Origin of the sequence: Streptomyces sp. S.PB5, from assembly GCF_030403745.1 — a bacterium.
Lineage (GTDB): Bacteria > Actinomycetota > Actinomycetes > Streptomycetales > Streptomycetaceae > Streptomyces.
In genome coordinates this window covers 850,009-862,337 of sequence record NZ_JAQMWP010000002.1, presented here as the reverse complement: position 1 = coordinate 862,337, position 12,329 = coordinate 850,009, and the positions used below count along the sequence as shown (strand labels likewise).

The window sequence follows — 12,329 nt, the reverse complement described above, 5'->3', positions numbered from 1 at the left end:
GCGGCGCCGTGGGGTGCCCTCACCTCGGGTCGCTCCGTACGACGGGGGCGGCGCCCTCGGCATCTGAGTACCCAGGGTGGCGCGCACCCATAGGGGTCCGCTCGAGTTGCGCCGGTCACACGCCGGGCTCACGCCTGTCCGGGGGGCGCCTTACGCCGTACCCGGTACACGGCCGCGCCCAGCGCTCCCGCGATGAGCACCCCGCCGGTGACCAGGGCGGGCACCGAATCGGTGAAGGCCCCGCCCGCACCGGCCCGCACCCCCCGCTGGACCGCGGCGCCGGAACAGGACGCCGTGCGCGGCTCGGTGCAGGACTGCCCGGAGTGTTCGGAGTGCCCGCTCCCGCGCACCACCGTGAACGTCGCGCTCCACTGCCTGCCCTGCGTGCCGGTGGCCGCCGGGCAGGTCCCGTCGACGGTCCACGCGGAGTCCCGGCCGACCGCGTCCGGTTCCTCGAAGTCCGAGGCGGGGCCGATCCGCGCGGTGCCTCGGTAGGCGGGCCCGGACACGGCGTCGTCGTTCCCGGTGACGAGCTGCAGCTGGACGGTCCCCTCGTCGAAGGCCTGCGAGGTCGCCTCGATGGTGGTGGGAGCCGTCCCGCTGAGGGGATCGCAGGACACCGAGACGGTGACGCTCCCGCCCGGCTGGGCACTGCCAGGACTGACCTCGGCGGCCGGCTCCGCGAAGGCGACCGGCACGGCAGCCCCCACGGCGGCGCCGACCAGCACGGCAACGGACAGGGCACGGGCGGTGCGGCGCATGGGGTGTACTCCTTGGACCGTCGACTGCGGGGTCACGCAGCCATCACAGCCCGCCTCACGCCCGGCCGCGCGCCGCCGGACCCCATTCGCGGGACGGGTGCGGCCAAGCGAGTGACCTCGACGGCCCGTTACGCGACGTCCCTCATCACTTGCTCCCGCACCCGCCCGCAGCACCGGCTGATCAGCCGGGACACATGCATCTGCGAGATCCCGAGCTGTTCGGCGATCCGCGACTGGGTCATGTCCCCGAAGAAGCGCATGTACAGGATCGCCCGCTCCCGCTCGGGCAACGCGGCGAGCCGGGGCTTGACCGCCTCCCGGTCCACCACCGTGTCGAGTGCCGGATCGGCCTCTCCCAGCGCGTCACCGAGTGAGTACCCGTCCTCGCTCCCCGGCAGTTCCGCGTCCAGCGACAGCGCGGTGAAGCTCTCCAGCGCCTCCAGCCCCACCAGCACGTCCTCCTCGCTCATACCGGCGTGCGAGGCGATCTCCGCGACCGTGGGCCGCCGCCCGGAGACGGTCTGGGACAGGTCCTGGCAGGCGAAGCGCACACGGTTGCGCAGGTCCTGGACCCGCCGGGGCACGTGCAGCGTCCACATGTGGTCGCGGAAGTGCCGCTTGATCTCACCGGTGATGGTGGGCACGGCGTAGCTCTCGAAGGCGTTGCCGCGCTCGGGGTCGTAGCGGTCGACGGCCTTGACCAGGCCGAGTGCCGCGACCTGGCGCAGATCCTCGAAGCTCTCACCGCGGCTGCGGAAGCGTCCGGCGAGCCGGTCGGCCATGGGCAGCCACGCCTCCACGATCGTTCCGCGCAGGCGATCGTGCTCAGGGCCCGGGGGCAGCGCGGCGAGCCTGCGAAAGGCCTCGGCGGTGTCGGGGGCGTCGTCGTGCGGGTGGTGCTTCGCGCTCACTCGAGTGGACATGGTGCGTCGCAACTCCCTTGGTCGCGCTCTGGGTCGGACGGTCACCGTGGGAGCGCGGCCGCGGTCGGACAGGCACAGCCGGGGCCGGCCGACGGGCCTCTCCCACGGACGTGCCTCCTGTCCGAAGCACTGTCACTGCGCCTGCCCCCGGCCCTGGGCCGCAAACCGGTTCCAGGTTTTCCGGGGGCCCGTGCGGTCACTCGTAAGGCGCCCGTGTGCCCCTATGACCGGGAGGTCCGTCCATGAGCACCAAGGTCTCCGACCACGTCCTGCAGCGACTGCGCGAGTGGGGAGTGGACCATGTGTTCGGTTATCCGGGCGACGGCATCAACGGCCTGCTCGCCGCATGGGGCCGGGCCGATAACGAGCCGCGGTTCGTCCAGTCGCGGCACGAGGAGATGTCGGCGTTCCAGGCGGTCGGCTACGCCAAGTTCAGCGGCCGTCTCGGAGTGTGCGCGGCGACCTCCGGCCCCGGCGCGATCCATCTCCTCAACGGCCTCTACGACGCCAAGCTCGACCATGTGCCGGTGCTGGCGATCGTCGGCCAGACGCATCGCACCGCGATGGGCGGCTCGTATCAGCAGGAGGTCGATCTGCACACCCTCTTCAAGGACGTCGCCTCCGACTTCGTGGAGACGGTGACCGTCCCCGAGCAGTTGCCGAACGTACTGGACCGGGCGATCCGCACCGCGTACGCCCGCCGCTGCCCCACCGCGATCATCATTCCCGGGGACGTCCAGGAGCTCGACTACTCGGCCCCCACGCACGAGTTCAAGATGGTGCCGTCCAGCCTGGACCGCAGTTCCTGGACGGCCGTGCCGTCCGAGGAGTCCCTGCTGCGGGCGGCCGAGATCCTCAACTCCGGTGACAAGGTGGGCATTCTGATCGGCCAGGGCGCCTCGGGCGCGCGCACCGAGGTGCAGCGGATCGCCGAACTGCTCGGCGCGGGCGTCGCGAAGGCCCTGCTCGGCAAGGACGCCCTCAGCGACGAACTCCCCTACGTCACCGGTGCGATCGGCCTGCTGGGCACCCGGCCGTCGTACGAGCTGATGCGGGACTGCGACACCCTGCTGACCATCGGATCGTCCTTCCCCTACACACAGTTCCTGCCGGACTTCGGCGACGCGCGCGGGGTGCAGATCGACATCGACCCGCACATGGTCGGGATGCGCTACCCGTACGAGGTCAATCTGGTCGGCGACGCCAAGGCGACCCTGGAGCGGCTGATACCGCTGCTGAACGGGGAGGAGCGCGGCCGCGAGTGGTACGACACGGTGTGCGACAACGTCCGGCGCTGGCGTGAGGTGACGGAACGCCGTGCGGAGTTGTCGGCCGACCCGATCAACCCGGAGTACGTGGCCCACGCCCTGGACCCGCTGCTGCCGGGCGACGCGATCATCAGCTCCGACTCCGGCTCGGCCGCCAACTGGTACGCCCGGCACCTGACCATGCGGGACGGCATGCGCGCCTCGCTCTCCGGCACGCTCGCGACGATGGGCTGCGGAGTGCCGTACGCCATCGGCGCGAAGTTCGCCCACCCGGACCGGCCGGCGATCGCGCTGGTCGGGGACGGGGCGATGCAGATGAACGGCATGGCGGAGCTGATCACGGCGGCCAAGTACAAGGACCTGTGGGAGGATCCGCGGCTGGTCGTCGGTGTGTGGAACAACCACGATCTGAATCAGGTCACCTGGGAGATGCGCGCCATGGAGGGCGCCCCCTCCTTCCTGCCCTCTCAGGAGCTCCCGGACGTGCAGTACGCCGCGTTCGCCCGCTCACTCGGCCTGACCGGCATCCGCGTGGAGAAGCCCGAGGACGTGGAGGCGGGCTGGCGCGCGGGCCTGGAGGCCGACGGGCCCGCGGTCATCGAGTTCCTCACCGACCCGGCGGTACCGCCGATCCCTCCGCATGCCACCTGGGACCAGATGGAGGCCACGGCCGAGTCGATCCTGAAGGGCGACGCCGACCGCGGGTCCATGATCAAGCAGGGGTTCAAGGCGAAGATGCAGGAGTTCCTGCCGGGGCGGGAGAAGGGGCGGGAGAAGAAGAAGTAGGCAGCCGGGCCTCAGCAGCGGGGGGAACGGAAGCAGCAGGGGGAACGGACGGCTTGCCGTCGTCCCGCAGCAGTTCCCCCGGCTTCTCCCGCTCGTCCGGCAGGAGCAGCTCCTCGTAACGGCCCAGTGCCAGCACCACGCCGAGCATGAGGAGCGGGATGAACACGGCCAGGACCGCCATGGTGTTTCCCTCCCCTGGATCGCGTGGGGGGCGAACGGCCGGGTCTCCCCCGAAACGGAGGGCAAACCCCCGTGTCGGGGCCCGGTCCTCGGGTACGCGGAGACCGCCCCCGAAGATCTGGAGGGAGAGTCATGCAGCGAGGCAGCGACCGGCTGAGCGTCCACCGCGACGACGAGATGAAACACGAACTGCAGGGGCTGCTGAGGTCCGGGCATCCCACCCGGACCGAGGAGTGGCACGATCCCGAACCCACCGCCGACGACGATCCGGTGATCGCGGGCGGGCCCGTGGCGCCGGGGCGTTCCGGAGCATCGCTGGGGGTGGTCCGGCTGGAACTGGCCCGGCATCTCGGCCGCAGCGCGTTCCCGGCGAGCGCACGGCAACTGGCCGGGGCACTGCGCCGGGCGTACGCGCCGGACACCCTCGTCGAGGCGGTGGAGCGACTGCCGCGCAAGGGGCACTACGCGACCGTCCAGGAATTGGCCGAAGCGCTCACCCGGCCGGGCGCGTAGGACTCCGGGCCCCGGGTACTGCGGCGGGGCCGGCATCCGGCACGGCGGACGCCGGGGCCGGGCTTCGGGTACGACGCGCCGGGCTGTCGGCACGGGGGCGGCTCCGGCTCCGGCCGCAGATCGCCGTGGCCGCGAGACCGTCGTGGCCGTGCCCGGCCCCGCCCATCAGCCGCAAACGCAGGAAGGGGCCACACCGATGGCCGAATTCGTGAAGGACGTCATGACACCGGGCGTGGTCGCCGTCCGCCCGGACGCCTCACTCGTCGAGGCCGCGCAGCTGATGCGCACGCAGGACATCGGCGACGTCCTGGTGGCCGACGGGCAGCGGGTCGTCGGGGTGCTCACCGATCGTGACATCACGGTGCGGGCGGTCGCCGAGGGCGTCGACCCGCTGACGGTGAGCGCGGGCTCGGTGTGCACCTCCGACCCGGTGCTGGTCGCCCCCGAGGACCCGGTCTCGGCAGCGGCGGCCCTGATGCGGGCACACGCCGTACGCCGGTTGCCGGTCGTCGAGGACGGACTGCCGGTCGGCATGGTGAGCCTCGGCGACCTGGCCGAGTCGGAGAACCCGGACTCGGTACTGGCCGAGATCAGCCGAGCCGAGCCGGACGGCCGGACGGAGCCGGACGACCGGACGGAGCCTGGCGGCCGGGGTGCCCTGTGAGCCGGGGTCAGGCCGCCGAGGTCAGGGCGGCGAGCGGTGGGAGCCTCGACGTCGGGGAGGTCACCACCCGGTATCTGCTGTACGGGCTGCTCCCGAGCTGGTTCGTGCCCGGTCTCGCCGACTGGGTGATGCACCGGCGGACCCGTATCGAGGACACCGCGGGGACCAAGGAGTCGGTGATCCACTCCCTGATGATGGCCGAGGTCGGCATCCCGATCGCGGCCACCCTGCGCTACGAGGTCAACCCGGCCCTGCTCGCCGTCCAGTTGGGCGGCGCCGCGGTGCACGAGGCGACCGCGCTGTGGGACGTACGGACGGCCGTCGACAGCGACCGCGAGGTCCGCCCGATCGAGCAGCACATCCACAGTTTCCTGGAGTCGCTGCCGTTCGGCGCCCTGGCCTCGCTGATGTGTCTGCACGCCGACCAGGTGAAGTCCCTGCTGCGCGGGGGCCGCGGCGATCCCGACGCCTGGCGGCTGGTGCCGCGGCGGCGGCCGCTGTCGAAGGCCTATCTGGCGGGCGTCACGGCCGCGATCGGCGCCTGTGTGCTGCTGCCGTACGGCGAGGAGCTGCTGCGCTGCCGGCGTGCGGCCCGACGGAACAAGAAGCGCGCTTCGAGCGACGAGGCTCGCTGGCAGGCCACGAAAGGACGTTGAGGAATCATGCGTATCGCGTTTCTGACCGCGCCCGAGGGCGTCGAGCAGATCGAACTGACCGAGCCGTGGAAGGCCGCCGTCGACGCCGGTCACGAGCCGGTTCTCGTGTCGACGAAGCCGGGGACCATCCAGGCGTTCCATCACCTCGACAAGGCGGACACGTTCCCCGTGCAGGAGGTGGTGGGCGAGACGACGGCGGACTCGTTCGACGGGCTGGTGCTGCCGGGCGGGGTGGCCAACCCCGACAACCTGAGGACGGACGACAAGGCGGTCGCCTTCGTACGGGACTTCTTCACCCAGGGCAGGCCCGTCGCCGCGATCTGCCACGCCCCGTGGACGCTCGTCGAGGCGGACGTGGTCCGGGGCCGGGTGCTGACCTCCTGGCCGAGTCTGGCGACCGACATCCGCAACGCGGGCGGGACCTGGGTCGACGAGCAGGTGAAGGTCTGCGACCACGGCCCGGGCAAGCTGGTCACCAGCCGTAAGCCGGACGATCTGAAGGCGTTCGACGAGGCGTTCCTGGACGTGTTCACGAAGGAGGCCGCCTGATGGGCGCCCCGCAGGACATCCCGCGCGACCGCAAGCAGGAGCAGCGCGAGGCCTTCCGCGCGGACGATCCCGCGGCCGGCCCGCTCACCACCGACCAGGGCGTGGAGGTCGACCACACCGACGACTCCCTCGCCGCCGGTGAACGCGGTCCGACGCTGATGGAGGACTTCCACTTCCGGGAGAAGCTCACCCGCTTCGACCACGAGCGCATCCCCGAGCGCGTGGTGCACGCACGGGGCGCGGGCGCGTACGGCTACTTCGAACCGTACGAGTCCTGCGCGGAGTTCACCCGCGCCGCCTTCCTCCAGGACCCGGCGGTACGGACGCCCGTCTTCGTCCGGTTCTCCACCGTGCAGGGGCCGAAGGGCTCGGCCGACACCGTGCGGGACGTGCGCGGCTTCGCCACCAAGTTCTATACGTCGGAGGGCAATTACGACCTGGTCGGGAACAACTTCCCGGTCTTCTTCATCCAGGACGGCATCAAGTTCCCCGACTTCGTGCACGCGGTGAAGCCGGAGCCGCACAACGACATCCCCACCGGGGCCTCCGCGCACGACACCCTGTGGGACTTCGTGTCGCTCCAGCCGGAGACCCTGCACGCGATCATGTGGCTGATGTCGGACCGGGCGATCCCGCGCAGCTACCGCATGATGCAGGGCTTCGGTGTGCACACCTTCCGGTTCGTGAACGCCGAGGGGCGCGGCACGTTCGTGAAGTTCCACTGGAAGCCGCGCCTCGGCGTGCACTCGCTGGTGTGGGACGAGGCGCAGGAGTGCCAGGGCCGGGACCCGGACTTCAACCGGCGTGATCTGTGGGACGCGATCGCGGCGGGCGAGTACCCGGAGTGGGAGCTGGGCGTCCAACTGGTGCCGGAGGAGGACGAGTTCGCCTTCGACTTCGACCTGCTCGACGCCACGAAACTCATCCCGGAGGAGCAGGTGCCGGTGCGGCCCATCGGCCGGATGGTCCTGGACCGCAACCCGGAGAATTTCTTCGCCGAGACCGAGCAGGTGGCCTTCCACACGGCGAACGTGGTCCCCGGTATCGACTTCACCAACGACCCGCTGCTCCAGGCCCGCAACTTCTCCTATCTGGACACGCAGTTGATCCGGCTGGGCGGCCCCAACTTCGCCCAGCTGCCGGTCAACCGGCCGGTGGCGCCGGTGCGGACCAACCAGCGGGACGGGTACGGCCAGCACACGATCCACAGCGGCACGAACTACTTCCCGAACTCCCTCGGCGGCGGCTGCCCGGCGCACGCGGGCGCCGACGGGCACGCGTACACGCACTACGCGGAACGCGTCGACGGCGCCAAGATCCGCCGCCGCAGCCCGAGTTTCCAGGACCACTGGAGCCAGCCCGCGCTGTTCTGGAAGAGCATGAGCGACTGGGAGCGGCAGCACATCGTCGAGGCGTTCCGGTTCGAGCTGGGCAAGGTCGGCGCGATCACCGTACGGGCCCGCACGGTCGAGCAACTCGCCAAGGTGGACGGAGAGCTGGCGGTCAAGGTGGCCCGGGGCATCGGCGTACCGGAGCCGACCGGGGCCGAGGAGGCGCCGAACAAGCTGCTCTCCCCCGCGCTGAGCCTTACGTCACTGCGCGGCGACGGCTCGATCCGCACCCGGCAGATCGCGGTCCTGGTCACCGACGGCGTGGACGCCGACCAGGTGACGTCGGTCCGCGAGGCGCTGGCCGCGGAGGGCGCGATCGTCGAGGCGCTGGCGGCGACGGACGGCACGGTGTCGGGTGCGGACGGTGAGCTGTACACCGTCGACCGCGCGCTGCCGACCGTGGCCTCCGTGCTGTACGACGCGGTCCTGATCCCGGGCGGCCCCACGGGCACCCCGCCGACCGTCACCGACCCGGACGCCATGCGCTTCGTCCGCGACGCGTACCGCCACGGCAAGGCCGTGGGAGCGCTCGGCTCCGGCGTGGGCGTGCTGTCGGCCCTGGAACCGGAGGGGGTGCGGGTCTCCACGGAGTTCCACCGGGTGGTGACCGACCAGGGCGTCGTGACGGACACCTCGCCGGGAACCGCGAGCGAGGAGTTCGTACGGGCGTTCATCGAGGCGATCGCGGCGCACCGCCACTGGGGCCGGCCGCCGACCCGCTGCTAGCGGGCCGGAGCCGGGGTTTCAGACGCGGGGAGTCGCCGACTCCCCGCGTCCGCGTTCCCGGGCGCCTTCCCTGGTGCGGCCCGCGGCGACCAGGCGCTGCGGATTGCGGCGCAGATACTCGCCCTCCAGTTCGGCCATCCGGCCGTTGTGGGCGCGCAGCGCGTCGTTCGAGCCGTAGAGCAGCGTGTCGTGGCGCGTGCGGTGGATGTTCTTCAGCTCTTTCATGAGCTGCTGGTCGTCCAGCCTGCTGGGGTCGACTCCGGTCATGGCGGTTTCCCACTCGTCGTGTTCGTTCATGGGCTTCGGGTACCCGCCCGGTGAGCACTACCCCCGAGCGGCAACCGGGAGAGAACCATGGATCTCGCCTTTCTGCACCCACTCTACGAACATCCGGGGCCCTGGGCCTCCGTGTACGTCGACACCTCCCGCCATACGGAGGCGACGCCCCACGAGAGGCATCTGACGGCCACGGCGATGGCCCGGGAGCTGGCCTCGCAGGGCGCCGACGAGGAGACGTGCCTGGCCGTCCGGCAGGCGCTGGACGAACTGCAGCACTCCCGCGAGCCGCACGGCCGTGCGCTGTTCGCGCGCGCGGGAGAGGTGGTGCTGGACCCGCCGCTGGCCCGTTCCCCGGACGGCGACCGGGCCCACTGGGCGCCGCTGCCGCACACCGCGCCCCTGCTGGAGCTCGTCGGCGAGGACCCGGTCTGTGTGGTGGCGTACATCGACCGCAAGGGCGCGGCCTTCGAGCTGCGCAGCGCTCTGGGCCGGGGCGATGCCGGGTCGGTGACCGGGCGCACCTGGCCCCTGCACCGTACGAGCACCGCCGACTGGTCCGAGCGGCACTTCCAGCTCAAGGTCCAGAACACCTGGGAGCACAACGCGGCCGAGATCGCCGACGCGCTCACCGTCTGCCAGGAGGAGACCCGGGCCGACCTGCTGGTCCTCGTGGGGGAGGACCGGGAGCGACGGGCCGTGCGCGAGCGGCTGCCCGAGCGGCTGGACGCCCTGGTGGCCGAGGCTCCGCACGGCAGCGGCAGCCGGCTGCTCGACGAGGACGTGGAGCGGGTGCGCGCCGAGCATGTGCGGCAGCGGGCCGAGCAGGAGCTGGAGCGGTTCCTCGCGGCACGTGAGCCGGGCGCCGACGGGCGTGCCGGAGCCGTGGAGGGCGTGCCCGCGCTGGTCGAGGCCGCGCGTGAGCACCGTATCGACGAACTGCTGCTGCATCCGGAGGGGCCCGACGCGCACCGCGAGGTGTGGATCGGCGAGGACCCGGACCAGATCGCGGTGCGCCGCACCGAGCTGACGGTCCTAGGCGAGCAGAACTCCTGGTCGGCCCGCGCGGACGACGCCCTGATCCGCTCGGCGGTGGCGACGGGTGCGGCGGCGCTGGCGGTGACACCGGCGACGGAGGCGAGCGGGGCCGAGGGGCCGGTGGGGGGCCTGGGCGCGCTGCTGCGGTGGGCGTGAGGGCGTACGGGGGCCGGGCCGCGAACGGCTGTCGCGGCCCGGCCCCCTGTCCCCGCTCGTCCCGTACGCGGCGCGCTACCGCGCCCGTTCCACCCGGCGCTCGTCCCACACCGGCTCGGCCGTCTCCCGGACCCGGCCGTCGCTGCCGAAGACCAGATAGCGGTCGAAGGAGCGGGCGAACCAGCGGTCGTGGGTGACGGACAGGACCGTGCCGTCGAAGGCCTCCAGGCCCTCCTGGAGGGCCTCGGCGGACTCCAGGTCGAGGTTGTCCGTGGGCTCGTCCAGGAGCAGGGCCGTGACGCCCTCCAGTTCCAGCAGCAGGATCTGGAAGCGGGCCTGCTGGCCGCCGGAGAGCCGGTCGAAGGTCTGCTCGGCCTGCTGGGTGAGCTCGTAGCGGCGCAGCCTGGACATCGCCGCGCCCCGGTCCTGCGAGTGCTCCGTCCACAGGATGTCGAGGAGGGTGCGGCCCGTCAGTTCGGGGTGGGCGTGGGTCTGGGCGAAGTGCCCGGGGACGACCCGCGCCCCCAGTTTCCACCGGCCCGTGTGCGCCACGTCCTCGCCGGCCAGCAGCCGCAGGAAGTGCGACTTGCCGGAGCCGTTGGAGCCGAGGACGGCGACGCGTTCGCCGTAGAAGACCTCCAGGTCGAAGGGCTTCATCAGGCCGGTGAGCTCAAGTCCCTGGCAGGTGACGGCCCTCACTCCGGTGCGGCCGCCCTTGATCCGCATCCTGATGTCCTGCTCGCGCGGCGGCTCGGGCGGCGGCCCGGCCTCCTCGAACTTGCGCAGCCGGGTCTGGGCGGCCTGGTAGCGGGAGGACAACTCATGGCTGATGGAGGCCGCCTGACGGAGGTTCAGGACGAGCTTCTTCAGCTGGGCGTGCTTCTCGTCCCAGCGCCGGCGCAACTCCTCGAAGCGGGCGAAGCGTTCGCGCCGGGCCTCGTGGTAGGTCTCGAAGCCGGCCCCGTGCACCCAGGCGTCCGCGCCCGTCGGCGAGGGCTCCACGGACACGATCTTCTCTGCGGCGCGGGCGAGGAGTTCGCGGTCGTGGGAGACGAAGAGGACCGTCTTGCGGGTCTCCTTCAGCCGCTCCTCCAGCCAGCGCTTGCCGGGCACGTCGAGGTAGTTGTCCGGCTCGTCGAGCAGCAGCACCTCGTCGGTGCCGCGCAGCAGCGCCTCAAGGACCAGCCGCTTCTGCTCACCGCCGGAGAGGGTACGGACCTCCCGGAACTGCGCCTTGTCGTAGGGCACCCCGAGCGCGGCCATGGTGCACATGTCCCACAGCGTCTCGGACTCGTACCCGCGCACCTCGGCCCAGTCGGCGAGGGCCTGCGCGTACTTCAGCTGGGCGGCTTCGTCGTCGACCGTCATGATCAGGTGCTCGGCCCGGTCCACGGCCTGCGCGGCCTCCCGGATCCGGGGCGGCGCGACCGACACCAGCAGGTCCCGTACGGTCGTCTCGTCCCGTACGGAGCCCACGAACTGGCGCATCACTCCGAGACCGCCGCCCACGGTGACCGTTCCGCCGTGCGGCTTCAGCTCGCCCGAGATCAGCCGCAGCAGGGTCGTCTTGCCGGCGCCGTTGGGCCCGACGAGGGCCACGACGGCCCCTTCGCCCACCCGGAAGGACACATCGCCGAGCAGCGCCCTCCCGTCGGGGAGGTAGTACTCGAGGTGCGCGGCTTCCAGATGTCCCATGGGGCCGCATTCTGCGGGTCGGGGGGCGGGCCGGGCAAACGCATATTCGGCGCTTCCAGCGCTTCCGGCCTGTGCTCCGCTACTCGACCTCGTCCAGCGGCCGCCCCGTGGGTCCGGCCTCCGCCCCGCGCCCCGTGGACTCCACGACGGCCCCCGCCCACGACAGCGCCTTCCAGCCGTCGGCGGGAGATCCCTCGAGGATCACCACACCGGTGTTGTCCAGCGGGCGGGCCGCCGCGAACGCGACGTCGACGTTGTCGGCGCGGGCCGCGGTCCACATGCGGATCGCCGCGCCGTGGCTGACGAGGGCGACCGTGCGGGCGCCGCTGTCCGCGGCCTCCGTGACCACCGCGTCGTAGCGCGCGAGCACCTCGGTGCCGTTCTCGCCGCCCGGCATGCGCCGCCCGGTGTCGCCGGCGGACCAGGCGAAGATCGTCTCCATGTAGAGGTGGCCCTGCGGGGAGTGGCCGTCCAGCATCTCCAGGTCGCCGGCGAAGACCTCGCGGATGCCGTCCCGGACGATCACGTCGAGGCCGCGTGCGGCGGCCAGCGGGGCGGCGGTGAGCTGGGTGCGGATCAGGGTGGAGGCGTAGAGGGCCTCGATGTCCTCGTCGGCGAGCGCCTCGGGCAGGGCCGCCGCCTGCTGCTCGCCGAGGGCGGTGAGACCGGGCCCGGGTATCGCCGTGTCGAGGAGGTACTCGACGTTGGACGGGGTCTGGCCATGGCGGACGAGGAGCAGTCGCATGC

Annotated in this window: 12 protein-coding genes; 7 read left to right on the top strand and 5 right to left on the bottom strand. The window is 71.9% G+C overall.

Annotated features, from left to right (window positions below; all coding sequences use genetic code 11):
• Positions 1-128: 128 nt before the first annotated feature.
• A complete protein-coding gene (locus tag PH203_RS08620) occupies positions 129-761 on the bottom strand; it encodes a hypothetical protein (RefSeq protein WP_289918148.1) in 633 nt (210 codons plus the stop codon).
• Between the two features lie 128 nt (positions 762-889).
• Positions 890-1,684 (bottom strand): RNA polymerase sigma factor SigF, encoded by a 795-nt coding sequence (locus PH203_RS08615; protein WP_289918147.1) that lies wholly within the window; start codon positions 1,682-1,684, stop codon positions 890-892.
• Positions 1,685-1,926: 242 nt separating this feature from the next.
• On the opposite strand from PH203_RS08615, the gene PH203_RS08610 reads away from it, so the two are divergent.
• The 6 genes from PH203_RS08610 to PH203_RS08585 all read left to right on the top strand — a co-directional run bounded on the left by PH203_RS08610 (position 1,927) and on the right by PH203_RS08585 (position 8,417).
• On the top strand, positions 1,927-3,738 hold the full coding sequence (locus PH203_RS08610) for a thiamine pyrophosphate-requiring protein (RefSeq protein ID WP_289918145.1): 1,812 nt from the start codon (positions 1,927-1,929) through the stop codon (positions 3,736-3,738).
• Positions 3,739-4,050: 312 nt separating this feature from the next.
• Positions 4,051-4,431 (top strand): DUF2795 domain-containing protein, encoded by a 381-nt coding sequence (locus PH203_RS08605; RefSeq protein ID WP_289918144.1) that lies wholly within the window; start codon positions 4,051-4,053, stop codon positions 4,429-4,431.
• 196 nt (positions 4,432-4,627) lie between these two features.
• Entirely contained in the window at positions 4,628-5,095 is a 468-nt protein-coding gene (locus PH203_RS08600) for a CBS domain-containing protein (protein ID WP_289918142.1), read from the top strand.
• Entirely contained in the window at positions 5,092-5,751 is a 660-nt protein-coding gene (locus PH203_RS08595) for a diguanylate cyclase (RefSeq protein ID WP_289918141.1), read from the top strand. Before PH203_RS08600 ends, PH203_RS08595 begins: the two co-directional genes overlap by 4 nt.
• A 6-nt stretch (positions 5,752-5,757) precedes the next feature.
• Positions 5,758-6,300 (top strand): type 1 glutamine amidotransferase domain-containing protein, encoded by a 543-nt coding sequence (locus tag PH203_RS08590; protein WP_289918139.1) that lies wholly within the window; start codon positions 5,758-5,760, stop codon positions 6,298-6,300.
• Entirely contained in the window at positions 6,300-8,417 is a 2,118-nt protein-coding gene (locus PH203_RS08585; protein ID WP_289918136.1) for a catalase, read from the top strand. Before PH203_RS08590 ends, PH203_RS08585 begins: the two co-directional genes overlap by 1 nt.
• 18 nt (positions 8,418-8,435) lie before the next feature.
• On the opposite strand, the gene PH203_RS08580 is transcribed toward PH203_RS08585, so the two are convergent.
• Positions 8,436-8,714 (bottom strand): DUF6158 family protein, encoded by a 279-nt coding sequence (locus tag PH203_RS08580; RefSeq protein ID WP_289918134.1) that lies wholly within the window; start codon positions 8,712-8,714, stop codon positions 8,436-8,438.
• Positions 8,715-8,771: 57 nt separating this feature from the next.
• Here PH203_RS08580 and PH203_RS08575 point away from each other — a divergent pair, with 57 nt between their 5' ends.
• On the top strand, positions 8,772-9,887 hold the full coding sequence (locus tag PH203_RS08575; RefSeq protein ID WP_289918131.1) for a Vms1/Ankzf1 family peptidyl-tRNA hydrolase: 1,116 nt from the start codon (positions 8,772-8,774) through the stop codon (positions 9,885-9,887).
• 75 nt (positions 9,888-9,962) lie between these two features.
• Here PH203_RS08575 and PH203_RS08570 read toward each other — a convergent pair whose 3' ends face one another.
• Together PH203_RS08570 and PH203_RS08565 are read right to left on the bottom strand one after the other, a co-directional pair.
• Positions 9,963-11,582, bottom strand: coding sequence for an ATP-binding cassette domain-containing protein (locus PH203_RS08570; protein WP_289918129.1), 1,620 nt, complete (start codon positions 11,580-11,582; stop codon positions 9,963-9,965).
• A 79-nt stretch (positions 11,583-11,661) separates the two neighbouring features.
• Positions 11,662-12,327, bottom strand: coding sequence for a histidine phosphatase family protein (locus PH203_RS08565; RefSeq protein WP_289918127.1), 666 nt, complete (start codon positions 12,325-12,327; stop codon positions 11,662-11,664).
• Between the last annotated feature and the right edge of the window lie 2 nt (positions 12,328-12,329).

Bases quoted from the DNA above. Each gene is read 5' to 3' on its own strand.
- PH203_RS08620 (WP_289918148.1), bottom strand. From the start codon at position 761: ATGCGCCGCACCGCCCGTGCCCTGTCCGTTGCCGTGCTGGTCGGCGCC.
- PH203_RS08615 (WP_289918147.1), bottom strand. From the start codon at position 1,684: ATGTCCACTCGAGTGAGCGCGAAGCACCACCCGCACGACGACGCCCCC.
- PH203_RS08610 (WP_289918145.1), top strand. From the start codon at position 1,927: ATGAGCACCAAGGTCTCCGACCACGTCCTGCAGCGACTGCGCGAGTGG.
- PH203_RS08605 (WP_289918144.1), top strand. From the start codon at position 4,051: ATGCAGCGAGGCAGCGACCGGCTGAGCGTCCACCGCGACGACGAGATG.
- PH203_RS08600 (WP_289918142.1), top strand. From the start codon at position 4,628: ATGGCCGAATTCGTGAAGGACGTCATGACACCGGGCGTGGTCGCCGTC.
- PH203_RS08590 (WP_289918139.1), top strand. From the start codon at position 5,758: ATGCGTATCGCGTTTCTGACCGCGCCCGAGGGCGTCGAGCAGATCGAA.
- PH203_RS08585 (WP_289918136.1), top strand. From the start codon at position 6,300: ATGGGCGCCCCGCAGGACATCCCGCGCGACCGCAAGCAGGAGCAGCGC.
- PH203_RS08580 (WP_289918134.1), bottom strand. From the start codon at position 8,714: ATGAACGAACACGACGAGTGGGAAACCGCCATGACCGGAGTCGACCCC.
- PH203_RS08575 (WP_289918131.1), top strand. From the start codon at position 8,772: ATGGATCTCGCCTTTCTGCACCCACTCTACGAACATCCGGGGCCCTGG.
- PH203_RS08570 (WP_289918129.1), bottom strand. From the start codon at position 11,582: ATGGGACATCTGGAAGCCGCGCACCTCGAGTACTACCTCCCCGACGGG.
- PH203_RS08565 (WP_289918127.1), bottom strand. From the start codon at position 12,327: ATGCGACTGCTCCTCGTCCGCCATGGCCAGACCCCGTCCAACGTCGAG.